Source organism: Pontibaca salina, from assembly GCF_016307205.1.
Taxonomy (GTDB): Bacteria; Pseudomonadota; Alphaproteobacteria; order Rhodobacterales; family Rhodobacteraceae; genus Pontibaca; species Pontibaca salina.
The window spans coordinates 46324-70751 of sequence record NZ_JAEIJD010000005.1; the positions used below are offsets into that span (position 1 = coordinate 46324).

Consider the following 24428-nt stretch of genomic DNA (forward strand, 5'->3'; position numbering starts at 1 on the left):
GGTTGTGTCAGTCCTTGGTCTCGTAGCGGTCCGCCACCAAGCGGTTCAGCGCTGCAACGCCCCAGCCGGTTGCGCCTTTGGGGGCGAGGTCGGTTCCCCCCGTGACCAGCGCCACCCCGGCGATATCGACGTGAATCCAAGGCGTCTCATCCTTGACGAAACGCTGCAGGAACTGTGCAGCGGTGATCGACCCGGCCGGACGGCCCCCGACGTTCTTGATATCCGCGATCCGCGATTTCAGCATATCGTCATAGGCCTTACCGAGCGGCATACGCCACGCGCCCTCGCCCTCGGTCTTGGCAGCGGTGAGGAAGGCATCGCAGAACGTGTCATTATTGCTAAAAACACCGGCGTTTTCATGGCCCAGCCCGATGATGATCGCGCCAGTCAGGGTCGCGAGATCGATCATTCCCGCAGGTTTGAAACGCTCCTGCGCGTACCACATCACATCGCATAGCACCAAACGTCCTTCGGCATCGGTATTGATGATCTCGACCGTGTCGCCTTTCATGCTGCGCACCACGTCGCCGGGGCGAGTCGCATTGGCAGATGGCATGTTTTCGACAATACCGACCAGACCGACTACATTGGCCTTGGCCTTGCGCAGCGCCAGTGCGCGCATGGTGCCCGCCACGACACCGGCACCACCCATATCCATGGTCATCTCTTCCATGCCAGCGGCGGGTTTGATCGAGATGCCGCCGGTGTCGAACACGACACCTTTACCGACCAACGCCAGTGGCGCTTGGTCCTTTTCGCCGCCCTGCCATTGCATCACCACCACCTTTGAGGGGCTGGCCGAGCCCTGCCCGACGCTGAGCAGCGTGCGCATGCCCAGTTCCGCCAGCTTATCCTCGTCCAACACCTCGACTTTCAAGCCAAGGCTTTGCATTTCCGCAAGACGCTCGGCAAATTCGGTGGTGGTCAAGATGTTGGCCGGTTCGTTGACCAGATCACGGGTCATGTGCACGCCCTCGGCCACCGCCATCAGCGGCGCGGCAGCGGCCTCGACGCTTTCTGGGTCGCTGTGCTGGAGCGTCACCTGTTCCGGCGTCTTGCCGCTGTCCACGCCATTCTTCGCAGTCTTGTGCGCGTCAAAACGATAGGCGCGCAAGGCAATCCCGAGCGCGAGATCGGCAGCATGTTTCAGGCTGCCCGCCATCACCAGCATCGGCTTGCCATCAGCCAATTTGGCCAGCGCAGCGCCCGCCTTGCGGGTTTCGTTCGCATCCGCCTTGCGGTCCAGCACCAGCACATCCAGCGCTTCGGCCTCCATGCCGGTGGGCCAGGCCAAGGTGATGACCTGCCCTGATTTCACCTTGGCGAAGCCCTCGCCCTCGGTCAGCCGGGCCAGCGCGCCCTTGGTCAACCGGTTGGCGCGCCGCGCACCTGGATCCAGTTTGCCGTCTGGCGTGACTTGAACGGCGACACGTCCCTTGGCGGATGCCATGTCATCCAGATCGGTGGCGGTGAAACGGATCGGTGTCAGGCTGCTCATTACGCGCGCTCCATGTGTTTTCGGATCATTTGCCGCCAAGAGGTAACGCGCCGCGCCCGCCTTGACCAGATATCAGTTTTCCCCGCCGTGCAAATGCATTAGGGTCACGCAAAATATTCATGCTGGCCCCGCGGGAGGATCGCATTGTCACGTTACGACAGATACGTCCTGTCGCAGTTCCTCCTGTTTTTCGGATTTTTTGCGCTGATTCTGGTGGCTGTCTTCTGGATCAATCGCGCCGTCGTGCTGTTCGACCGGCTGATCGGCGACGGACAATCGGCGTTGGTATTCGTGGAGTTTTCCGCGCTTGCCTTGCCCAACCTTATCCGAATGGTCCTGCCGATAGCCGTATTCGCGGCAGCGGTATACGTTACCAACCGCTTGCAAAACGATAGCGAGATCACTGTCATGCAGGCCACCGGTTCCAGCCCTTGGCGACTGGCGCGCACGCCGCTGGTCTTTGGCATCCTCGCCGCCCTGATGATGAGCGTGCTGACCCATTTCCTGTTGCCCGCCGCGATCAGCCAACTGGCCCGGCGCGAGGCGGATCTGGCACGCAGCGTCTCGGCCCGTCTGCTCAGTGAGGGAACGTTTCTGCATCCCGCCGCTGGCGTCACATTCTATATCGGGCGAATCGATGCGGACAGCACATTAAACGACGTCTACCTGTCAGACCGGCGCGACCCTGAGCAGACGGTCACCTATACTGCGACACAGGCCTTTTTGGTGCGTGACGGGGAACAAGCCAACCTGATTATGGTCGATGGTATGGCGCAACGGCAGGACAACGCACATCGCACGCTTTCAACCACGGTTTTTTCGGATTTTTCATATGATATCAGCCCTCTGTTCGAAAAATCGGAGACGACCGGGCGCAATATCCGTGCCATTCCGACGCTTGAACTGATCCCCGGACGGACCCCCGCTGCCGATGCCGAGCGCTACAGCGCCGGACAATTGACCGAGGAACTGCATCTGCGGATTTCCCGGGCGCTGGTTTGTATCGCGGTGGCCATGATCGGCTTCTCCACACTGATGTTGGGCGGGTTTTCACGCTTTGGCGTCTGGCGACAGGCGCTGCTGGCCTTTGTCATTGTGATATTGCTGGAAGTGCTGCGCGGTATTGTTTCCGATCCGGTACTGGGCAATCCGAAGTTATGGCCGCTGATGTATTTGCCCACCATCGCCGGGCTTGCACTGGCCGCGCTGTTCCTGCAATTCGCATCCCGTCCACTGTCGGTTCTTTTACGGCGGCCTGTTCCAAAGCAAAGGGAGGCGGCATGACGCTAGATTTCTATTTTGCGCGCCGCTTTCTGATGAGCTTCCTGCTGATCGGCGGGGTCTTCCTGACCTTGATCATGCTGATCGACATCATCGAACAACTGCGCCGCTTTGAGGAAACCGATATCAGTTTCGCGCAATTGCTTGGACTCACTCTACTCAGCGCGCCGGGTGCAATCGACGAAATCCTGCCGTTGCTGATGATCCTGGCCACCGTGGCTTTGTTCGTCGCGCTGGCCCGCAGCAGCGAACTGGTTGTAACGCGCGCCGCGGGCCGGTCCGGCATCCGGGCGCTGGCCGCCCCTCTGCTGATGGCCTTGCTGATCGGGTTGCTGGCGGTCAGCACGCTGAACCCTATCGTGGCGGCAACCACAAACCGCTATCAGACGTTGGTCGACAGCTATCGCAGCGGTGGCTCATCGGCCCTTTCGCTCAGCAGAGAAGGTCTTTGGCTGCGGCAAGGTGGTGCGCAAGGGCAGTCAGTCATTCATGCTGACGGCTATGTGCAAGCTGGCGACGGTATCACCCTGCGCAACGTGACGATTCTAAGCTATCCGCCCGACGGTGGTCCCAATCGCCGCATTCTGGCTGCAGCCGCGCGGTTGGGCGAAGGGGAATGGGTTCTCACTGATGCCAAGGTCTGGCCGCTAATGGCGGGCGTCAACCCCGAACGCGGCGCTCGCAATCACGAGGTCTTGTCGATCCCCACCACCCTGACGCAAGAACGTGTCGAGGATACTCTGGGCAGATCAGCCGGAATTTCGATCTATGACCTGCCTGCCACCATCCGGGAGCTGAAACTGGCCGGGTTTTCAACCCGTCACCAAGAGGTCTGGTTTCAGGCCGAACTTGCGCGCCCCCTGTTTCTGGTAGCAATGGCGCTGGTCGGAGCTGCGTTTACCATGCGCCATACGCGGCTTGGTGGCACCGGCGTGGCGGTTTTGGCGGCAGTTTTGCTGGGTTTTGGGCTTTATTTCATCCGCGACTTCGCACAAATCTTGGGCGAAAACGGTCAGATCCCGATCGCTTTGGCAGCTTGGGGGCCTCCGGTTGCGTCGATTTTCCTGATGCTGGGCCTGTTGTTACACGCGGAGGATGGATAATGCGCCGCCGCCTGATCCCGGTACTGACTGTGCTGGTCTTGACCCTTGCCGTGCCGGTTTTCGCGCAACAATCCGCATCGGTGGAGGACGATACAGCCGTGTTGATGGCCGACAGCGTGTTCATCACTCCGGATCGGGTTTTGATCGCCGAGGGGAATGTCGAGGCCTTGCACGGCGACATCCGCCTGACTGCCAACCGCATCACCTTCGACCGCGCCAGCGGGCGGCTGAGCATCGAAGGGCCGATCCGCATTGACGAGGGCGACAACACGACAATTCTGGCCAGTGCCGCTGAACTCGACCGCGATCTCCAAAACGGATTGCTCAACGGCGCGCGCATGGTGATGAATCAGCAGCTGCAATTAGCAGCGGTGCAGATGAACCGCGTGGATGGGCGTTTTACTCAACTTTATAAGACCGCCGTAACCTCTTGTCAGGTATGCACGGATGGACGTCCTCCTCTTTGGCAAATTCGGGCACGCAAAGTCATTCATGACAAGCAGAAACAGCAGCTTTACTTTGAGGGGGCGCAGTTTCGCGTGCGCGGCACCACCGTCTTGAGATTGCCCCGCTTTCGCCTGCCTGATCCAACAGTGAAGCGCGCGCGGGGTTTTCTGGTGCCCTCTATCCGCACCACCAACAAGCTGGGAACCGGCGTGCGCTTGCCGTATTTTATCCCCCTTGGAGACCATCGCGATCTGACGCTGACACCGTATCTATCCACCAGTACGCGCACCTTGGGATTCCGCTATCGTCAATTGTTCCAGCGTGGCAGGATTCAGTTCGAAGGGGCGTATACGAATGACGACCTGACGGATGAAAGCGTACGCGGTTATCTGTTCGGCACCGGACATTTCGACCTCAATCACGGCTTCAAGCTGAATTTCGACATCAAGACGACCACCGACAACGCCTATCTGGTAGATTACGGCCTCCCCGATTACGACCGCCTGAAAAACGAAATCGCGCTGTCACGCTATAATCGCGACACCGCTTTTCGTGCCGAAGTCGTGTATTTCGATTCGCTGCGCGATCAGGAAGCCGAGTCGACCTTGCCGAACCTAATACCAAGCGTGCGTTACGAGCGTCGCTGGTTTCCCAAGCGGGTTGGCGGAGAAATGCGACTTGGACTGGACGTGCAGGGGCATCATCGCTCCTCAAGCGAGAACGTTCTAGGACGCGATGTCACACGTGCCACTGCCGATCTCTCTTGGCGGCGTGATTGGAGATTTTCGCAAGGTGTACGCGCCGACTGGCGGATTGGTCTGGCAACGGATTTGTTTGAAATCTACCAAGACGATAACTTCGATCACCACCTAACCCGCGTAACCCCATCCACGGCCCTGACCCTTCGTTATCCGATGATGAAAACCACCGCCAGCGGTGTGATCCACGCGTTGGAACCGGTTGTCCAACTCGGCTGGACCAGCGTTCATGGGTCTACACCTCCCAGCGATGAAAGCGCCTTCGTCGAATTCGATGAAGGCAATTTGCTGTCGCTTTCGCGCTTTCCCGCACCGGACCGGCGCGAAGACGGTTTGACGCTGGTTTACGGTCTAAACTGGTCGCGTTTTGCGCCGTCGGGATGGCAGGCTTCGGCCAGCGTTGGACAAGTCTTTCGGCGTGATGCCGATCCAGATTTCACTAGAACATCCGGCCTTTCTGGCACCGCATCTGATGTGCTTGTGGCTGGGAAACTGCAACTGGAGCGAGGTGTGGCGTTGACTGCGCGGGCGTTGTTGGACGGCTCCTTTAAATTCTCCAAGGCTGAATTGCGCGGCAATTGGAGTGCAGGTGCCTTCGATTTGGCCGGCACCTATCTCTGGCAGGATGACGATGAAGCCGAAGGGCGCACCGAGGCGCTGTCGGAAATATGGTTCGATGGGCGTTACGAAATCAATCCGAACTGGAGCGCCCGCGCGAGTATGCGATATGATATCACCGAGACCACTCCCACAAGGGCCGGACTGGGGGTTGGCTGGCAAAATGAATGTGTGACGGTCGATCTTTCCGTGAACCGGCGTTATACAAGTTCGACAAGTGTTGAGCCCACGACCGATTTCGGCTTTACCATTGCGCTACGCGGCTTTGCCGTGGACGGCGGAACAGAAAAATACAGGCGATCATGCAGTTGAAAACATCCACCCTGACCTCGTTTCTGCCCCGGCTGGCCCGGTGCGCGGCTCCTTTGGTGTTTAGCATCACGCTGACGGTCGGCGCGGGACTGGTGCCATTGGCAGCTAGCGCGCAAAGCCTGTTCGCGCCGGCGATCACCGTTAACGATGACGTCATCACGCGCTATGAATTGGAGCAGCGCGCCCAATTCCTTCGCCTGCTGCGGGCACCCGGCAACCCGGTCGATCTGGCGCGCGAGGCCCTGATCGAAGATCGGCTCAAGCAACAGGCGATCTCTCAAACCGAGATCACCCTCACGCCCGAGAACATCAAGGCGGGCATTGCCGAGTTCGCCTCACGCACCGATCTTGAGCCTGATGATTTTGTCAAAGCCCTTGAACAAGGCGGGGTCAGCTATGAATCGTTTCGCGACTTCGTCACGGTCAGTCTGGCTTGGCGGGAATACGTCCGTCAGCGCTTCCTGTCGCGCGCCAACCCTACAAAGGATGAAGTTGCGCGCGCCATGGCGACCGATGATGGCGGCAGCACGGTCAGCGTATTGCTGAATGAAATCATCGTACCGATCACACCGCAAACGCTGGATCAGGTCGAGCAACTGACTGAAGAACTGTCCAATATCCGCGGCTTTGATGCCTTCGCTGAGGCCGCGCGACAGTATTCCGCCTCGGAAAGCCGACAGAGCGGCGGGCGGATCCCCTGGATGGCCCTAAGCGACCTTCCCGTGGCCTTGCGCCCGGTGATCATGGGCCTGCGCCCCGGCGAAGTCACCGCGCCGATTCCCCTATCCAATGCGGTGGCCCTGTTCCAGATGCGCGAAGTCCGCGAAACCGGACGGGTGAAACCCGGATACTCCAAAATCTCCTATGCCAAATATCATATTCCGGGTGGTCGTAGCGCCGAGGGGCTGACTCAGGCGGCGCAGATCGCCGCCCGTGTCGATACCTGCGACGACCTTTACGGCATCGCCAAAGATCAGCCGGCAGAAGTTCTGGAACGGCTGGATCAAAGCCCCGGCGAGATCCCCAGCGATATCGCGCTGGAATTGGCCAAATTGGACGAGGGCGAAATCTCGACGACCTTGACACGCTCAGACGGGCAGACGCTGCTTTTTCTGATGCTGTGTGGACGCACCGCCGAAAGCAAGGCCGGGGCCACCGCAGAAGATATTGCCAATATGCTGGTTCAGGAGCGGCTAGAAGCTTTTGCAACCAATTATCTTGACCAATTGCGCGGCAACGCGGTGATCGTGAGCCGATGACTACACCCGTCGCGCTGACATGTGGGGAGCCGGGCGGAATCGGGCCGGAAATCGCGTTAAAGGCCTGGGCCGCTTTACGCAGCGACTGCCCTTTCTTCTGGATCGGCGATCCCGCCCATCTGCCGGAGGGGACCCCCTTTCAGGTAATTGCCGCTCCGGGTGAGGCCAAGGCAGTTAGCGCCACAGCAATGCCGGTGCTGCCCCATCCTTTTGCCGCGCCCGCCCAGCCCGGAACTGCCGATCCGCGTCATGCAAGCGACGTGATCGCGGTGATCAAACATGCGGTCTCGCTGGTACAAACGGGCGAGGCTTCGGCGCTTTGTACCGCGCCGATTCACAAGAAAGCGCTGATCGATGGGGCCGGCTTTACCCATCCGGGCCATACAGAGTTTCTGGCGGCGCTTGCCGGGGTCGATCGCGTTGTGATGATGTTGGCCAGCGATCAACTGCGCGTGGTTCCCGCCACGATACATATCGCGCTGGAGGATGTCCCGGCGACCCTGACCCCGGACCTTCTTGAGGGGGTGATCAGGATCACCGCCGACGGGTTGCGCGATCGCTTTGGCATTGCCCATCCCCGGCTGGCAGTCGCCGGGCTTAACCCCCATGCGGGCGAAGATGGGGCGATGGGGCGCCAGGAAATTGAGTGGATCGCGCCGCTGCTGGCAAAGCTGCAATCAGCGAAATACCATCTGAGTGGCCCCTACCCTGCTGATACCCTGTTTCACGCTTCTGCCCGCGCCAAATACGACGCCGCGATCTGTATGTACCATGATCAAGCATTGATTCCGATCAAGACGCTGGATTTCGACCGCGGCGTGAATGTGACGCTGGGGTTGCCTTTTGTGCGCACGTCACCCGATCATGGCACCGCCTTCGATATTGCGGGCAAAGGAATTGCCAACCCGACCAGCCTGATCGAGGCGCTGAAATTGGCGCGTGACATGGGGCGGATGATATGACCGGCTCCGAGAGCCGGGGGCGCTGCCCCCGTCGTCTGCGGCGACTCCCCCGGGATATTTCAGGCAAGAAGAAGCTATGAGCCGGATCGATTCCCTGCCGCCCCTGCGCGAGGTGATCGCGGCACATGGGCTGTCAGCGAAAAAGGCGCTGGGCCAGAACTTTCTGCTGGACCTCAATCTGACCGCCAAGATCGCGCGGCAGGCAGGCGATCTGTCGCAATGCGATGTGTTGGAGATCGGCCCCGGCCCCGGCGGGTTGACCCGTGGATTGCTGGCCGAAGGCGCGCGCCGGGTCCTGGCGGTAGAAAAGGATGAGCGCTGTCTGCCAGCGCTTGAGCAGATTGCGCGGGCCTATCCGGGCCGGTTAGAAGTTCTGGCGGGTGATGCGCTGACGCTTGATCCGCTGGTACATCTCGCGTCTCCGATCAGGGTTGCCGCAAATCTGCCCTATAATATTGGCACCGAACTGCTGGTGCGCTGGCTGACACCACAGGTCTGGCCGCCCTTTTGGCAAAGCCTGACATTGATGTTTCAACGGGAGGTTGCCGAACGTATTGTGGCGCAGCCAGGCTCAAAGAGCTATGGGCGGCTTGCAGTCTTGGCGCAATGGCGCTGCGATGCGCGGATCGTCATGACCCTGCCGCCAGAGGCATTTACACCACCGCCCAAAATCTCCAGTGCGGTGGTCCATCTTGCCGCCCTGCCGGCCCCACGTTATCCGGCTGACTCTGCCGTATTGCAACGCGTCGTCGCTGCTGCCTTCAACCAGCGGCGCAAGATGTTGAGATCAGCGCTGAAGGGGCTGTCGCCCGATATTGAGGAGGTGCTGCGGGCGGCTGGATTGGCCCCTACCGACCGGGCCGAACAAGTACCACTTGAAGGCTTTTGCGCGCTGGCGCGTGAGCTGACCGATTAAGCGCGCGTCGGCTTCTATTCGGCTGCGGCTGCCTTGCCGCTGTCGGCATCACCATCCGACTTTACCTCGTCATTTGCCTTTTTCGCGGCCGGTTTGCGGCTACGCGCGGGGCTACGGCGAGCGGGTTTCTTCGGAGCGCTTTCGGGCGTTTCAACCAAATTGCTGCTGCTTTCAGAGCCGGAATCAACCACCTCAGACTGAGCCGCATCCTTCGCTTCAGCGGCGGCCTCGCGCTCTTGCCGTTCTGCACGCTCGCGGTCGCGCTCGGCCTGGCGTTCACGGTTCTGGCGTTCCTGTTCCTCGCGCCGGGCCTCCTGCTCTTCGCGGCGCGCCTCAATTTCGCGCTGCGCCTCGCTTAACAGCCGTAGATAGTGCTCCGCGTGCTGCTGGAAGTTTTCGGTGGCCACACGGTCATTACTCAATTGAGCATCGCGCGCCAACTGGTTGTATTTGTCGATGACTTGCTGCGGTGTCCCGCGCACTTTGCCCTCGGGACCGGAACTGTCAAAGACCCGGTTGACGACATTGCCGCCGGAAGATGGACGATTTCGGCTCGTTCTGGACCGCGAGCGGGGTTTGGACGATCTCATATTTCTATTGTCAGCCTTGTATGCACTGCTCTCTGATCCGGGTGACGCGTCGTGCGTGCAATTCTGCGCCGGATCATCGACTTTTCGGGCTTGGTGTCGCGGGGGAAACGTGAAGCCTCCACCGCCACGACATCTATGAAGAAACACTTTCTGACGTTTCTTACAAGGGGTTCATTTGAAATATTTGTGATTTTGGACGAAATATAAGGTGGTTTCTCGTCAAATCGGCAATTTTCAGCGTGCGTCACCGCAAACGACGCGGTCGCGCCCGTCCAGATCAGGCAGGATACGCACATCGGTCAGGCCGGCATCGGACAGTATCGCGCGCACCGCAGCGCCCTGTGTCGGGCCGATCTCGACGATCACGCGGCCCTTCGGCGCAAGATGCGCCGTTAACCCTGCTGCAATAAGACGGTAGGCGCCCAAACCGTCACCGCCATCCGTAAGCGCGATTTCGGGTTCGTGATGTCGTACCTCATTCGAAAGGCTCTCCATCTCTGACAGGGCGATATAAGGCGGGTTCGACACAATCAGATCAAACCGGCCTGTTACGCTTTGAAACCAGTCCGAAGCGCAGATATCCGTTCGCGCTGCCACGCCGTGCAGTACCGCGTTGGCGCTAGCCTGCAGACAGGCGGCTTCGCTGATATCGACACCAAGGCCAGTCGCGTCCTCCCGTTCGGCCAACAGCGTGACGAGGATACAGCCCGAGCCGGTGCCAAGATCGAGCACCCGCTCGAACGGTTCGGCCAAAGCCGCCTCAATCAGGGTTTCTGTTTCCGGTCGCGGATCAAGCACATGACGGCTGACTTTGAAGCGACGACCGTAAAAGGCGCGCTCGCCCACCAGATGCGACACCGGGACATGCACCGCGCGCAGGGCGATCAATTGCTCGAAGCGGTCGGCGATCTCGGGTGCGAGATCCTCGGGCGCGATCAGGGTCACGCGGACCGCATCAATCCGTGCAGCATGGGCCAACAGCAGACGTGCATCCCGCGCCGGATCCGGCACCCCGGCGGCCCGCAGACGCGCAGTGGCAGTGGCTAGAGCTTGCGCTGCTGTGCTCATGTGCTCATCTCGGCTAGAAGGCGGGCCTGGGCGTTGGTGGCCAGCGCATCGATGATTTCATCCAATTCGCCGGCCAGCACCTGTTCCAGCTTGTAAAGCGTCAGGTTGATACGGTGATCGGTCATACGGCCTTGGGGAAAATTATAGGTCCGGATCCGTTCCGAACGATCGCCGCTGCCCACCTGAGCCGCGCGGCTGGCGCTGCGTTCGCTGTCGACACGCTGGCGCTCCATGTCGAAGAGGCGCGTTTTTAAAACCTGCATCGCGATCTCGCGATTGCGATGCTGGGATTTCTCGGAACTGGTGACGACGATGCCGCTGGGCACATGGGTGATGCGCACGGCCGAATCGGTGGTATTCACATGCTGCCCGCCCGCGCCGGAACTGCGCATCGTATCGATGCGCAGATCGTTCGTATCGATGGCGATGTCCACGTCTTCGGCCTCGGGCAAGACCGCCACGGTCGCGGCTGACGTGTGAATGCGCCCGCCGCTTTCGGTGCTGGGCACACGCTGAACACGGTGCACGCCGCTTTCATATTTAAGGCGACCGAACACATTGTCGCCCTCAATTCGGGCCACGACCTCTTTGATACCGCCAAGCTCGGTGGCCTGTTGTTCGACGATATCAAATCCCCAGCCACGGGCCTCGGCATAGCGGTGATACATGCGCAGCAGATCAGCCGCGAACAATGCCGCCTCGTCTCCGCCCGTGCCGGGACGGATTTCCAGGATCGCGGGGCGGGTATCGGCCTCATCCTTGGGCAATAGCGCCAATTGCAGGTCTTGCTCGACCTGCGGCAGGCGATCGCGCAATTCCGCCAGCTCTTCCTCGGCCAGTGCGCGCATATCAGGATCGTCCAGCAAAGCTGTCGCATCGTCGACTTGGCGATGCAGGGCGCGCCATGTAGCAATCTGTTCGACGACCGGGCGCAGTTCCGAATATTCGCGCCCCAGCGTGGCGATATCCCCGGCGCGGCTGCCATCGGCCATGACAGCTTCGAGATATTGAAACCTCTGTGTAATCTGTTCTAGGCGGTCTTCGGGGATCATATGTGCGGTTTCCGACATCGCGGCGCGCTGGTCAAGAGGAACCGGCACCATTTTGCTGTGGTTTCAACTGGCTGATCCAGCCGTCGACTCGCACGCGGTTGACCCTCAGATCGGATTTACCAAAGCGAGACCGCGCATGAATACGCAACATATCGCCTTCCTGCACGGCGGTCGTGTAATCGGGAAAGCCAATCCATTTCGTGCGGGTGATCCAAGTCATCATACCATGTGCCGGCGATCCCGCCAAAAGGCGCGTTCGGGGCCCGGCTTTGGCCACCGCTGCCAAACCCGCCAGCCCGTCGGGCCCGGTTTTCAGGATACGATTCACCCCGTTTTCGAAATCACTGTCGCTTTGGAACTCCGGCATCCGGTGCCAGCGCCCCAACTCGCTGGGCGCGAGGCGGACATAGGTGATCCCGGCTGCAATCAGCGCAAGAACGACCCAGAATACCACGATGGCATACCTCATTTGTGCGACCGGTAGCCCAGCAGACAAAGGATTTCGGTCGCCACATGGGCCCCCGCGACCGCTGTCGCGCCGGTACTGTCGAAAGGTGGCGAAACTTCGACCACGTCGCCACCCTTGAGGTTGATGCCGGCAATATCGCGCAGCATGATTGCCGCCTGTGCCGAGGACAGCCCGCCCCAAACCGGCGTGCCGGTACCCGGCGCATAGGCGGGATCAAGCGCGTCTATGTCGAAGGTCAGATAGGCCGGGTGGTCGCCGAGAATCTCGCGAATTCGCCTTGCCGTTTCCACCGGCCCCTGCTCATGCACTTGGCGGGCGTCGATGATATTGATGCCCAGCGTGTCGGGGTTCGTTGTGCGAATCCCCACTTGAACCGAGCGTGCCGGGTCGATCAGGCCCGATTTTACCGCCTTGTAAAACATCGTGCCGTGATCGACGCGGGTCATATCATCATCGGGCCAAGTGTCCGTATGGGCGTCGAATTGCAACAGCGCCATGGGTCCGAATTTCTCGGCATAGGCGCGCAGGATCGGAAAACTGATATAATGATCACCACCCAGCGTGACACTGGCCGCGCCAGCGTCAAGGATCGTGCGGATATGTCCGGTAACGCGGTCCGGAAAGGCCGGGATGTCGGCATAGTCAAATGCCATATCACCGTAATCAACGATGGCCAGATCGCTCAGCACATCGAAGGGCCAGCCATAGGGCGGATCGAAGGGTTGCAGCGTGCTGGCTTCGCGGATGGCGCGCGGCCCCAGCCGCGTGCCCGGGCGATTGGTCACCGCCTGATCAAAGGGGATGCCGGTCACTGCCACATCGACCCCGGTCAGATCCTTGGTATAGCGGCGGCGCAAGAACGATGTCGCGCCGCCAAAGGCGTTTTCATGGGACAGACCGCGCAAGTCGTCACGGGTAAAGGCCTGATCCACCTGATTCTTCGCGTCTTCCAATCCCATAGCATGTCCCCCCCTCGTTTATGTCAGCCGATGGGCTGTGCGCGTTCAACCAGCCGGGCGAAAAACGATGCGCCAACGGGCGCGATCGCATCATTGAACTCGTATTCCGGGTGGTGCAATCCGGCGCTCTCCCCCTGCCCCAGAAACAGATAGGCGCCGGGCCGCGCGTTCAGCATATAGGAGAAATCCTCGGCCCCCATATGGCGCGGGGTGTCGGTCGTGACGCGCTCTGCGCCCGCGATCTCGCGCGCCACTTCGGCGGCGAAATCGGCATTCTCGGCCGTGTTGATTGTCGCGGGGTAAGTGGTGGTGAATGTCAGTTCCGCGCTCACGCCATAGGCGGCGGCCTGTCCGGCAACGATCTGTTCCATCCGCGCTTGCACCATGTCTTGCACGTCTGCATCAAAGGTTCGCACCGTGCCGTTCAGCCAAGCATGGTCGGGAATCACATTATTGGCGCTTCCTGCATGGATCTGGGTCACCGACAGCACCAAATTGTCGAGCGCATTGTTATTACGGCTGGTGATGGTCTGCAGCGCCTGCGCGATGCCGCAGGCTGCCATGATCGGATCACGGGTTTGATGGGGCATGGCAGCGTGCCCGCCCTGCCCGTTGATGTCGATGCGAAAGATGCCCACCGCCGCCATGATCGGCCCGCGCGTGGTCAGAAAACTGCCTTCGGGTTCACCGGGTTCGTTATGGAGCGCATAGACCTGCGAAATTTCGAATCGCTCCATGATGCCTTCATCCACCATGACCCCGGCCCCGCCGCCCGCCTCTTCAGCAGGTTGGAAGATCAGCGCGACACGCCCGGTGAAATTGCGCGTTTCGGCCAGATAGCGCGCCGCGCCCAACAGCATCGTGGTATGGCCGTCATGGCCGCAGGCGTGCATCTGCCCCGGATGGCGGCTGGCATGGGCCAGCCCGGTCTGTTCCGTGATCGGCAGGCCGTCGAAATCCGCGCGCAAGCCAATGGTCGGCCCCGCGCCCTGCCCGTTAATGATTGCGACGATGCCGGTTTTCGCGATGCCCTCGTGCAATTCGTCGACGCCGAACTCGCGCAGCCGCTCGGCGATGAATGCCGCCGTTAGTGGACAATCAAAGCCCAGTTCGGGAATTGTGTGCAAATGCCGCCGCCATGCGGTCATGTCATCGGCATAATCGGCAATACGGTTGACCACGGCCATGGGTGGACTCCTACGCTCGGGTGGGTTTGAGTGCATCTGACATCTTCCGTAAGGCCAAGGCAATGCCCGATGATCCGCTGATCCACGACCCCGATGCCGGTATCGACCGACTGCTGGCGATCATGCGCGCGCTGCGCGACCCCGAGCGCGGGTGCCCTTGGGACATCGAGCAGGACTTCGCCAGTATCGCCCCCTATACCATCGAAGAGGCGCACGAAGTCGCTGACGCGATCCAGCGGCAAGCATGGGACGAGTTGGAGGGCGAGCTGGGCGATCTGCTGCTTCAGGCGGTCTATCACGCGCAGATGGCGGACGAGGCGGGACTGTTCGATTTCTCCGCCGTGGTGCACAATATCAGCGACAAGATGGTGGCGCGTCACCCCCATGTCTTCGGCTCTGAATCGCGCGACAAGTCAGCAGAACAGCAGACCCGCGACTGGGAGGCGATCAAGGCAACGGAACGCGCCCGTGCCGCGCAAGGGGGCGCTCTGGATGGCGTTGCCATCAGCCTGCCGGCTCTGCTGCGCGCCGCCAAGTTGCAGAAACGCGCGGCGCGTGTTGGTTTCGACTGGCCCGGCACTGCGGATGTGCTGGACAAGATCATTGAGGAAGCCGGCGAACTTGTGCAGGCGCAGGCAAGCGAAGATCCCGACCACATCGAAGAGGAATATGGCGACCTGCTGTTTGTCATGGTGAATCTGGGCCGTCATCTGAACCTTGATCCCGAATCCGCCCTGCGCCGCGCCAATGCCAAGTTCAGCCGCCGGTTTGGCGCTGTCGAGGCGCGTTTAGCCGAGCGCGGCAAGACCCCAGCCCAAAGCGATCTGGCCGAAATGGACGCGCTGTGGGACGCGGCGAAGGCTGAGGAAAAGGTCCGGCAATAATCCGCTTCTGGACATTGTCTGTCATGACCGTCAGTTTGGGCTCATAACCGACAGTGCAGGACACATATGAGCGCGCGTAAGATCACCATCAAAACCGATCTCGGGCAGAATGCTGCCCTCATTCGGGCGGCGTCCCTTAGATGAGCGCACTACACCTCGCCAAGCCTGCGGATCTTGAGCGGCTCAGCGCGCTTGTCAAAGGGTTTGACGAAGAAACCGAACAGCCCCGTGACCAAGATCAGCGTCGCGCCGCATTGATGCCACTGCTTGACGGCGTCCCGCACGGGGCAATCTATTTGATCGGTCCAGCACGGGCACCGATGGGTTATGTCGTAGTCAGTTTTGGCTGGTCGCTGGAACTGGGCGGAATGGACGGGCGGATCGACCAGATCTATCTGCGGCGTGCCGTGCGCCGGCGTGGCATCGCGACTGAAGTTCTGACAACCTTGCCGACCGCTTTAGCTAATGCTGGCGTCAAGGCGCTGCACCTGAAAGTCGATAGAGACAACGAAGCCGCAATGCGCCTTGCTGCCAAAGCCAAATTCATGTCACGTGACGACATCGCCTTCATGAGCAAGTTTTTGTAACACGCTGTCGAAAAAGGCAGTTTCTTGCCTTTTTTCCACTGCGTCTCGTCTCGCAGCCGGAACCCGCAAGCATTCCGTTGCGTTTGGTTTCGGATTCGCTAGTCTGCGAACGTTGGCCGGCCGCCGAGTGCCGGCACTCAAAACAACATGAAGTCTGGAAGGAACTAACATGAAGAATTGGTTTATCGGCATTGTCGGAGCGTCGACGATGTTGCTGGCGGCATGCGAGAATATGACCACGGATCAGCGCACGGTTGCAGGTGTTGCAGGTGGTGCGGCAACCGGGCTGATCGCGGCGGACGCGTTGGGCGCCAACAAGAACTGGAAGACCATCGCCGCCCTAGGTGGCGCTGCGGCGGGCACCATGGTTGCGACGAACAACCAGAGAAAAGTCTGCGCCTATGCACGCGGCGACGGCACCTATTACGAGGCACCCTGCCCGTAACCAAAGTCACCCGCCGCCAAGTCTATCGGGCGGCGGGTGTAACCCTATCAGGTTTTCAGGACCGACCGGCCCGCAAATTGCGCCGTCTCACCCAGCATCTCTTCGATACGAATCAATTGGTTGTATTTGGCCAACCGATCAGAACGCGCCAACGACCCGGTCTTGATTTGGCCGCAATTAGTGGCCACCGCCAAGTCCGCAATGGTCGCGTCCTCGGTTTCACCCGAACGGTGGCTCATCACATTGGTGAAACCAGCGCGATGCGCCATCTCAACCGCTTCCAGCGTCTCGGTCAGGGTACCGATCTGGTTCACCTTGACCAGCATTGAGTTGGCACTGCCCTGAGCGATGCCATCTGCAAGGCGTTTCGGGTTGGTCACGAACAGATCGTCGCCCACCAGTTGCACCTTGTCGCCTATCGCCGCAGTCAACGCGCGCCAGCCATCCCAGTCGTCCTCGGACATTCCGTCCTCGATCGAGATGATCGGATAATCATTCGCCAACGCCTTGAGATAGTCGACATTCTCCTCGGATGTTAGAGAAAGCCCTTCGCCAGAAAAGACATAGCGCCCATCCTTGAAGTATTCAGTCGCTGCACAATCCAGTGCGAGATAGATGTCCTCGCCCGGCTTGTAGCCAGCTTTTTCGATCGATTTTAGCACGAAATCCAGCGCTTCGCGGGTCGAGGCGATGTTCGGCGCAAACCCACCCTCGTCGCCGATACCGGTGGACAGACCCGCGTCGGTCAATTCGCGCTTCAGGGTGTGAAAAACCTCGGCCCCCATGCGCACGGCCTCGCCGATATTGGCCGCGCTGACCGGCATGATCATGAATTCCTGAATGTCGATGGGGTTGTCGGCATGCTCACCGCCATTGATGATGTTCATCATCGGCACCGGAAGCACCCGCGCGGACATACCCCCGACATAGCGGAAGAGCGGCTGGTCGCTATATTCAGCCGCTGCCTTGGCCACAGCAAGAGATACGCCCAGAATCGCGTTTGCGCCTAACCGGCCCTTGTTGGGCGTTCCGTCCAGTTCGATCATACTCAGGTCAATCGCGACCTGCTCGGTGCCGTCATAGCCCACAAGTTCATCGGCAATCTCGCCGTTCACCGCTGCCACGGCTTCAAGAACGCCCTTGCCAAGGTACCGCGCTTTGTCGCCATCGCGCCGCTCCACTGCTTCGTGTGCGCCAGTCGAGGCCCCCGAGGGAACGGCGGCGCGGCCTACGGAGCCGTCTTCAAGGGTCACGTCCACTTCAACCGTGGGATTGCCCCGGCTATCGAGGATCTCGCGGGCGTGTATGTCGATGATCGTGCTCATGTCTGATTGTCCTTGCCGCTGCTGGTCATTTCCGCTCCTTTTAGCGGTAACATTGCACCAGGGGAAGGGGTGGTCGGAATAACTGCGCGAACCCGTCGCTCGCGCCAAACCGTATAAACTCCCGAGCCGACGATAAACGCCGAGCCGATCAACATCGGCGCGTCCAGCGCTTCGTGGAAGACGAAAACCCCGATCACCATAGCGAAAAGCAGCCGACTATAGCGGAACGGGGTCACGTAGGACACTTCGCCAACCCGCATGGCAGCAACGATGGCGTAGTAGGCCAGCGTGGTCATCGCCAGCGCGGCGGCCATCAGCCCCCACAAATGCGGCGTGGGCGCAACCGGCGGATGATCGCTGAACAACGCCAGAACCGCAGTCGCCGGAATCAGCGCCGCAAAGGCAAGAAAACTGAGCTGGAACGACGATGTGCTGCGTGCAACGCGGCGTGTGGCCAGATCGCGCATGGCCAGCCCAAACACGCCAACAAGCGTGATCAGCGACAACGCGTCGAACCCCTCATAGCCTGGACGGATCACCAGCATTACGCCGAAAAACCCGATCAGGATCGCACTCCAGCGCCGCCATCCGACCGGCTCGCGCAAAAACAGGGCCGCTCCCAGCGTAACCGCCAGTGGTGTCACCTGCAGGATCGCCGAAGCCGACGAGATCGGTGTCAACGTGATGGCAGTGACATACCCGATGGTCCCGATCAATTCGCCCAAGTTACGCAGTAATATGGCGCGGTCGAAAAACGCCCGGTTAAACAGTGCCTCACGTCGGAAGACGGTCAGCGCGCCGAACACCAACGCCCCGCCCGCGCCCAGCATGCCGATGATCTGCCAGGTCGGCAGCGAATCGGCCATCATCTTGATCAGCATGTCTTCGAAGGCGAAGCCCAGCATCGACAGCGTCATCAGCAATGCGCCGCGCAGATTGTCCATATTTACCGCCCCTTCAGGCCGTTCAGTTCAGGTCTTGGCCAATTTCCACGCCTGCAGCAACTACTATCACGCGATGGCGTCACTCCGGCTTTTTGATCGGAACTCCGTATAGCTCCAGCCGGTGACCGTGCAGCTCATAGCCCAGCTTGCGGGCGATCTGTTCCTGCAACTCTTCGATCTCGGGGTCGACAAACTCGATCACCTCGCCCGAAATCATGTCTATCAGATGATCGTGATGGTCGCGATCAGCGTCTTCGTATCGGGCTCGTCCATCCCCGAATTCCAGCCGCTCGAGTATTCCTGCCTCTTCGAACAGCTTGACCGTCCGGTACACCGTGGCGATGGAAATCCCCGCATCCAGCGCGCTTGCACGGGTATGGAGCTGCTCGACATCGGGGTGATCGTCGCTGTCGCCCAACACTTGCGCGATGGTCCGGCGCTGGTCGGTCATGCGCAGACCCGCAGCCTCGCAGCGGGCAATGATCGACTCGGCCATGACGACTCTCCTTCCCCGATTTCCTTACGTTGAACACAGGGTTTAACGCGGTGCATGGCCGGGGCCAAGCCCGCAACAAAGCAATCTGCTGCTTGACAATTCCGCTCCAAATCGCCAATTGGCACTCAAGCCTTGTCTTCTGCCGCGTGAGCAGGACAGAAACGGTGGGCAGCGCCCGCCAGGCCCGCTTGCCGGGCCCGACCGCAAGACAAGGATGGATGTTCCCAAAATCACGCGTGGGGCAAAGCGCGGAACCGGTCTGTGTTGGCATTCTGCCCCTGACCAGAGGTTTGTGCGCCCCCGATATCCGCCATTCGTGGTGGAAGATGAGATATGGGACGGCACTGTGCCGTTTCCCGAAAGGAAATATTTTGAACGATTTCGAAATGATGGGCCTGCCCGCCCATCTCAACACCCGACTCAATGCTCTTGGCCTAACCCAACCCACACCGATCCAATCGCACGCGATTCCGCATGCATTGCAAGGGCGCGATGTGCTGGGTCTGGCACAGACCGGTACCGGCAAAACGGCCGCATTCGGCCTGCCGCTGATTGCCATGATGCTGGAAACCGACCGCAAACCAGCCCCGAAAACCGTAAGAGGACTGGTCCTGGCTCCGACCCGCGAACTGGCCGGGCAGATTGCCCAGAACCTGCGCGAGTTCTGCGACGGCACGCGGCTCCGAGTCAATATGGTTGTGGGCGGACAGTCCATCAACCCGCAGATCAAGCGGCTGGAACGCGGCACCGATCTTTTGGTGGCAACGCCCGGACGGTTGATTGACCTGATGGATCGGCGCGCTCTGCGTCTGGACGAAACCGCCTTCCTCGTACTCGACGAAGCCGACCAGATGCTGGACCTTGGATTCATCCATGCATTGCGCAAAATCTCCGCAATGCTGCCTACAGAACGTCAGACCATGCTGTTTTCGGCCACCATGCCCAAACAGATGAACGAACTTGGCAACTCTTATCTGCGCAATCCGATTCGCGTCGAAGTTTCGCCTCCGGGAAAAGCCGCCGACAAGGTCACGCAAGAGGTGCACTTCATCGCCAAGACAGAAAAGGTCAACTTGCTGATCGAACTGCTCGACAAGCACCGCGACGATCGTGCGCTGGTGTTCGGACGCACCAAGCACGGGTCCGAAAAACTGATGCGCACGCTGGACAAGGCAGGTTTCGCAACCGCGTCAATTCATGGCAACAAAAGCCAGAACCAGCGCGACCGGGCGATTTCCGCCTTCAAGTCGGGTGATGTGCGGGTGCTGGTCGCCACCGATGTGGCGGCGCGGGGATTGGATATTCCCGATGTGAAGCATGTTTATAACTTCGACCTGCCCAACGTGCCGGACAACTATGTTCACCGCATCGGACGCACCGCCCGCGCGGGCAAAGATGGCGCTGCGATTGCATTCTGCGCCCCGGATGAAATGGGCGAGTTCAAGGCGATCCAGAAAACCATGGGGATCAGCATTCCCGTCGCTTCGGGGCGACCGTGGGAAGTTATCGAAGAGCCGAAAAAACCGCGCGGCGGCAGACGCCGTCGGGGCGGCGGCGGTGGCGGCAGCGAAGCCGGCCAACCGACGCACTCGCGACGGCGCACACGGTCGCGCGGCAAGGGTGGTCAGGTGCGTTCCGACGCCGCATAGTACACTATAGGAAGGGGTCGGTGCTGTCCGACCCCTTTTCTTTGGCGTCCGACTGCAGTGGAAGCTCCAGATCAGCCCAGACCGGCAGATGATCCGATGCAATCTGCGCCGGACGCTCTTGCCAAACGCCGTGGCTGACAGCGCGCAGCCCGCCGCCCAGCGCAATCCGGTCCAGCGACCCCATCGGGCGGGGGGCCGGAAAGCTGGGCAATGGCGGCAAGAAACGCATTTTCGGTGCCATCCGGTCAATATTCGGCAAACGTGACCATTCGTTGAAATCTCCGGCCCAGACCGTCGGCATAGACGGTAGCGCAGCACAGTGTTCCGCAAGATGGTGCACTTGCTGGAACCGGTGCCGCCCGATCAGCCCCAGATGCAGCCCGACCACCCGCAGCGGCCCCTGCGCGGTGGCAAATTCGGCCCGGATCGCGCCGCGGGGCTCCAGCCCCGGCAGCGTAATGTGATGCATCTCAATGAGTTCCAGCCCCCTATTTGAGCGCCAGATCACGGCGTTGCCATGCCAGCCGAGCGAGCCTGCACCGCCGAAATCCGCGATCTCCCAGCCAGCTTCGTCCAGTACGAAATGTGGCAATGCAGCCGGACGCGGCGGCAAACGCTTGTCGGCCTCTTGCAGCACCACGATGTCGGCACTGATCCCGCTCAAAACCTGTAGAATACGGCGCGGCAGGCGACGCATATCCAACCCGACGCATTTTTGCACATTGTAGCTGGCCAGCCGCAGCAGTTCGGGAGGTTTTACAGGTCGGGTCATAGCGAACGGCGATCCTCTCCTAGCGGGATGCAAACTATGTGACCAAAGCCGGCACCGCTGGCAAGCCCTGACATACCCGCCCGGCTGGCTGTCTCCGGCCGGAAGAATCGACTCTCATGTTCGGGTCGCGCTTGATCTGGTCAATCCGTGCTGCGCATGTGACTGGCGCGACGGGGCGCTGCCCCATCGCCTTGCGGCGATTCCCCCGGGGGGTATTTCTGACCAGAAAGAGCCATCAGGTACCGCAGAAGGTGGCCGGCACGACCTCATCCGGAGTGGGCGGGCGCATTAGGTCGTCATCGTCGGGTTGGTCGTCATAGGGCCGCGCCAGCACTGCGTTCAGGCGGTGGAAAGGCGCGTAATCACCCCTGAGGGCGGCATCGATCATCTGTTCGATCCGATGGTTGCGCGGGATGAAGGCAGGATTGGCCGCCTGCAGGGTTTTTGTGGGGTCCGGTTCGGTGCTCAGACGGACGCGCCAAGTTTCTGCCCAAGCGTCAAAAGCAGCGGGATCGGTGAACTGATCGCGCGCTGTTTTGGTGCCCAGCGCCCGGAACGTGTTGGTGAAATCGGCCTGATTGTCGGCCATGATGCCCAGAAGTTCGCCAATCAGCGCGCCATCTTCGGGGTCGGGATTGCTGAGCCCGATCTTTGCGGCGAAGACTTGCAGCCAGTGGTCGCGCAGCAGCTGCGGCATGGCATGGACGATTTCGGTCGCTTGCGCCACGCCGCTTTCCGGATCGTCCAGCTGGCGCAGCAGCGCCGTGGCCAATTGGGCGAGGTTCCAGACCGCGATGTCGGGCTGGTTGGCATAGGCATAGCGGCCCATCCGGTCGATTGAACTGAACACGGTTTCCGGGTGGTAAACATCCAGAAAGGCACAGGGGCCATAATCAATGGTCTCGCCCGAAATCGCCATATTGTCGGTGTTCATCACGCCATGGATGAAGCCAACCCCCATCCATTGCGCAATCAACTGCGCCTGCGTGTCGCGCACTGCTGCCAACAGGCCCATCGGCCCGTCCGCATTGGGATAGTGGCGCTGGATTGCGTAATCGGTCAGCTGCTTCAGTGCGCGTTTGTCGCCGCGCGCGGCAAAGACCTGAAACGTGCCCACGCGCAGATGGCTCGAGGCCACACGGGTTAACACGGCGCCGGGCAGCGCGCCCTCGCGGTAAACCTTGTCGCCGGTTTCCACCGCAGCCAAGGCGCGGGTGGTGGGAACGCCGAGCGCATACATCGCTTCGGATACCATATATTCGCGCAGCACCGGGCCCAACCACGACCGTCCGTCGCCACTGCGCGAGTAGGGCGTACGACCAGAGCCCTTGAGCTGGATATCGCGGCGCTTGCCATCGCTGCCCACGGTTTCACCCAGCAGCACGGCGCGCCCATCGCCCAGTTGCGGGTTATATTGGCCGAACTGGTGCCCGGCATAAAGTTGGGCGATCGGGCTTGCGCCTTCGGGCACGGTGTTGCCGGAAAATATCTCCGCCATCTCCTTTGCTCCGCCGGGCGTGATGTTCAGCAATCGCGCCAGATCGGCGTTGAACGCGACGAGGCGAGGCGCTGAAACCGGGCGCGGGGCCTGTTGGGAATAAAACCCGGCTGGCAGGCGGGCATAGCTGTTGTCGAAGGGAATGCTAAGGGTCATGATCCCAAAATAGGCGCTGCATCGCGGAATGCCAGCGCCGTTTGCTTTACCGTAGCATGTCGACCAATGGCGGATGGCTGAGCGTTCCGCCCGCCACTGCCGCGCGCACCCCGGTGGTGTCGGGGCAAGAGGTGGGCAGGCCCCGCGCGACCCGCACAGCGAGATGGGCGAAAGCCTGCGCTTCGAGCATGTCACCATCAAGCCCGATGATTTCCACGGGATCAACCGGACAGTCGAGATTGTCGCGCAACATTTCCATCAAGACCTTGTTGTGCCGCCCCCCGCCAGTGACCAGAAGCCGCTCGGGCGGGTGCGGGCAATGGGCCATGCCCCGCCCGACCCCGACAGCGCACATGGCGGTGAGCGTGGCGGCGGCGTCGGCATCAGAAAGCTCGGTTACCAGTTCCAGCACCTTGGCGAAATCATTTCTGTCTAAGGACTTAGGTGGAGTTCGCATAAAATAGGGGTCGGCCAGAAATTGCTCCAACGCGCCGCTTGCCACCTGACCCTGCGCCGCCAAGGCCCCGTCGCGGTCCATCCCCTGCCCCAGCCGCGCCTGCATCAGATCATTGACCGGTGCGTTGGCCGGGCCGGTGTCAAAGGCCAGCAGCGCGCCTTTGTCCTCGGGCGCGGCACGGGTGGGATCAACCCATGTCAAATTGCCAACGCCGCCAAGGTTGAGAAAAGCCAGCGGCGCGCGCGCTTTGATCCATTGCGCACAGGCAAAATGAAAGAACGGCGCTAAGGGCGCACCCTCGCCGCCTTGCGCCACGTCGTGACTGCGGAAATCCCAGACCACCGGGCGGTTCAGGGCCCGCGCCAAAGCGCCACCATCGCCGACTTGCAAGGTGCCGCGTCCGCGGGGCTCATGCGCGAGTGTCTGACCATGAAACCCGACAAGATCGACCTCGTCAAACTGGGCAAGCAACTCGGCATGGGCCGCATCGATCACCGCCCCCGCCGCATTGACCGCCGGTCCGTGCCAGTGGCCAAGCGCCTCGCGCAGCAGTTCGCGCTCGGTATCAGTATAGGCACGATAGGCGCTGGCCCCGAAGCTGTGGATGCGGATGCCGTCGGTCTCGATCAGGGCAGCGTCCACGCCATCCAGTGAGGTGCCGCTCATCGCTCCCAAAGCGCGCACGATTCCGCTTTTGCCGATAGCCTTATTCATGGCCTTTTCCTTTGCCCGACTG

Annotated in this window: 23 protein-coding genes; 10 read left to right on the forward strand and 13 right to left on the reverse strand. The window is 60.7% G+C overall.

Annotation, left to right across the window (positions count from 1 at the left end; all coding sequences use genetic code 11):
* Window positions 1-7: 7 nt before the first annotated feature.
* Complete coding sequence (locus tag JAO82_RS07755; protein WP_198685804.1) at window positions 8-1498, reverse strand: leucyl aminopeptidase; 1491 nt, start codon at window positions 1496-1498, stop codon at window positions 8-10.
* A 144-nt stretch (window positions 1499-1642) separates the two neighbouring features.
* On the opposite strand from JAO82_RS07755, the gene lptF reads away from it, so the two are divergent.
* The 6 genes from lptF to rsmA all read left to right on the forward strand — a co-directional run bounded on the left by lptF (window position 1643) and on the right by rsmA (window position 9154).
* Window positions 1643-2782, forward strand: a complete 1140-nt coding sequence (gene lptF, locus JAO82_RS07760; RefSeq protein ID WP_198685805.1) for an LPS export ABC transporter permease LptF — start codon at window positions 1643-1645, stop codon at window positions 2780-2782.
* Entirely contained in the window at window positions 2779-3882 is a 1104-nt protein-coding gene (gene lptG / locus JAO82_RS07765; protein ID WP_198685806.1) for an LPS export ABC transporter permease LptG, read from the forward strand. Before lptF ends, lptG begins: the two co-directional genes overlap by 4 nt.
* Window positions 3882-6017 carry an LPS-assembly protein LptD gene (locus tag JAO82_RS07770; RefSeq protein ID WP_198685807.1) on the forward strand — a complete coding sequence of 712 codons (2136 nt, stop codon included), beginning with the start codon at window positions 3882-3884 and terminating at the stop codon, window positions 6015-6017. Before lptG ends, JAO82_RS07770 begins: the two co-directional genes overlap by 1 nt.
* A complete protein-coding gene (locus JAO82_RS07775; RefSeq protein ID WP_198685808.1) occupies window positions 6008-7276 on the forward strand; it encodes a peptidylprolyl isomerase in 1269 nt (422 codons plus the stop codon). Before JAO82_RS07770 ends, JAO82_RS07775 begins: the two co-directional genes overlap by 10 nt.
* Window positions 7273-8238 (forward strand): 4-hydroxythreonine-4-phosphate dehydrogenase PdxA, encoded by a 966-nt coding sequence (pdxA, locus tag JAO82_RS07780; protein ID WP_198685809.1) that lies wholly within the window; start codon window positions 7273-7275, stop codon window positions 8236-8238. The genes JAO82_RS07775 and pdxA overlap by 4 nt, the downstream gene beginning before the upstream one ends.
* A gap of 76 nt (window positions 8239-8314) precedes the next feature.
* Entirely contained in the window at window positions 8315-9154 is an 840-nt protein-coding gene (gene rsmA / locus JAO82_RS07785) for a 16S rRNA (adenine(1518)-N(6)/adenine(1519)-N(6))-dimethyltransferase RsmA (protein WP_198685810.1), read from the forward strand.
* A 14-nt stretch (window positions 9155-9168) separates the two neighbouring features.
* Here rsmA and JAO82_RS07790 read toward each other — a convergent pair whose 3' ends face one another.
* From JAO82_RS07790 to JAO82_RS07815, 6 genes are all read right to left on the reverse strand, one after another.
* Window positions 9169-9744, reverse strand: coding sequence for a DUF4167 domain-containing protein (locus JAO82_RS07790; protein ID WP_198685811.1), 576 nt, complete (start codon window positions 9742-9744; stop codon window positions 9169-9171).
* 234 nt (window positions 9745-9978) lie between these two features.
* Window positions 9979-10812: a peptide chain release factor N(5)-glutamine methyltransferase gene (gene prmC / locus JAO82_RS07795; RefSeq protein ID WP_198685812.1), complete on the reverse strand. Its 834-nt coding sequence runs from the start codon at window positions 10810-10812 to the stop codon at window positions 9979-9981.
* Window positions 10809-11864, reverse strand: coding sequence for a peptide chain release factor 1 (gene prfA, locus JAO82_RS07800; protein WP_198685951.1), 1056 nt, complete (start codon window positions 11862-11864; stop codon window positions 10809-10811). The genes prmC and prfA overlap by 4 nt, the downstream gene beginning before the upstream one ends.
* A gap of 31 nt (window positions 11865-11895) precedes the next feature.
* Complete coding sequence (locus JAO82_RS07805) at window positions 11896-12333, reverse strand: DUF1499 domain-containing protein (protein ID WP_198685813.1); 438 nt, start codon at window positions 12331-12333, stop codon at window positions 11896-11898.
* The gene (gene speB / locus JAO82_RS07810; protein WP_198685814.1) at window positions 12330-13292 is read right to left on the reverse strand and encodes an agmatinase; all 963 of its coding nucleotides are present in this window, start codon (window positions 13290-13292) and stop codon (window positions 12330-12332) included. The genes JAO82_RS07805 and speB overlap by 4 nt, the downstream gene beginning before the upstream one ends.
* Window positions 13293-13315: 23 nt before the next feature.
* Window positions 13316-14479, reverse strand: coding sequence for a M20 aminoacylase family protein (locus JAO82_RS07815; RefSeq protein WP_198685815.1), 1164 nt, complete (start codon window positions 14477-14479; stop codon window positions 13316-13318).
* Between the two features lie 62 nt (window positions 14480-14541).
* Between JAO82_RS07815 and mazG the strand changes: the two genes are divergently transcribed.
* The 3 genes from mazG to JAO82_RS07830 all read left to right on the forward strand — a co-directional run bounded on the left by mazG (window position 14542) and on the right by JAO82_RS07830 (window position 16395).
* Window positions 14542-15363 (forward strand): nucleoside triphosphate pyrophosphohydrolase, encoded by an 822-nt coding sequence (gene mazG, locus JAO82_RS07820; RefSeq protein ID WP_198685816.1) that lies wholly within the window; start codon window positions 14542-14544, stop codon window positions 15361-15363.
* Window positions 15364-15503: 140 nt separating this feature from the next.
* Window positions 15504-15950 (forward strand): GNAT family N-acetyltransferase, encoded by a 447-nt coding sequence (locus JAO82_RS07825; RefSeq protein ID WP_198685817.1) that lies wholly within the window; start codon window positions 15504-15506, stop codon window positions 15948-15950.
* A gap of 169 nt (window positions 15951-16119) precedes the next feature.
* Window positions 16120-16395 (forward strand): glucose-6-phosphate isomerase, encoded by a 276-nt coding sequence (locus JAO82_RS07830; protein ID WP_198685818.1) that lies wholly within the window; start codon window positions 16120-16122, stop codon window positions 16393-16395.
* Between the two features lie 47 nt (window positions 16396-16442).
* Here JAO82_RS07830 and eno read toward each other — a convergent pair whose 3' ends face one another.
* The 3 genes from eno to JAO82_RS07845 form a co-directional block, all read right to left on the reverse strand.
* Window positions 16443-17720 (reverse strand): phosphopyruvate hydratase, encoded by a 1278-nt coding sequence (gene eno, locus JAO82_RS07835; protein ID WP_198685819.1) that lies wholly within the window; start codon window positions 17718-17720, stop codon window positions 16443-16445.
* Window positions 17717-18664: a DMT family transporter gene (locus JAO82_RS07840; protein ID WP_198685820.1), complete on the reverse strand. Its 948-nt coding sequence runs from the start codon at window positions 18662-18664 to the stop codon at window positions 17717-17719. The genes eno and JAO82_RS07840 overlap by 4 nt, the downstream gene beginning before the upstream one ends.
* Before the next feature lie 79 nt (window positions 18665-18743).
* Window positions 18744-19160: a Fur family transcriptional regulator gene (locus JAO82_RS07845; protein ID WP_198685821.1), complete on the reverse strand. Its 417-nt coding sequence runs from the start codon at window positions 19158-19160 to the stop codon at window positions 18744-18746.
* A 371-nt stretch (window positions 19161-19531) separates the two neighbouring features.
* Between JAO82_RS07845 and JAO82_RS07850 the strand changes: the two genes are divergently transcribed.
* On the forward strand, window positions 19532-20809 hold the full coding sequence (locus tag JAO82_RS07850; RefSeq protein ID WP_198685822.1) for a DEAD/DEAH box helicase: 1278 nt from the start codon (window positions 19532-19534) through the stop codon (window positions 20807-20809).
* A 4-nt stretch (window positions 20810-20813) separates the two neighbouring features.
* On the opposite strand, the gene JAO82_RS07855 is transcribed toward JAO82_RS07850, so the two are convergent.
* The 3 genes from JAO82_RS07855 to JAO82_RS07865 all read right to left on the reverse strand — a co-directional run bounded on the left by JAO82_RS07855 (window position 20814) and on the right by JAO82_RS07865 (window position 24406).
* Window positions 20814-21581 (reverse strand): endonuclease/exonuclease/phosphatase family protein, encoded by a 768-nt coding sequence (locus JAO82_RS07855; protein ID WP_198685823.1) that lies wholly within the window; start codon window positions 21579-21581, stop codon window positions 20814-20816.
* A 235-nt stretch (window positions 21582-21816) separates the two neighbouring features.
* A complete protein-coding gene (locus JAO82_RS07860; RefSeq protein WP_198685824.1) occupies window positions 21817-23235 on the reverse strand; it encodes a protein adenylyltransferase SelO family protein in 1419 nt (472 codons plus the stop codon).
* A gap of 46 nt (window positions 23236-23281) precedes the next feature.
* Window positions 23282-24406 (reverse strand): anhydro-N-acetylmuramic acid kinase, encoded by a 1125-nt coding sequence (locus JAO82_RS07865; protein ID WP_198685825.1) that lies wholly within the window; start codon window positions 24404-24406, stop codon window positions 23282-23284.
* Window positions 24407-24428 lie beyond the last annotated feature (22 nt).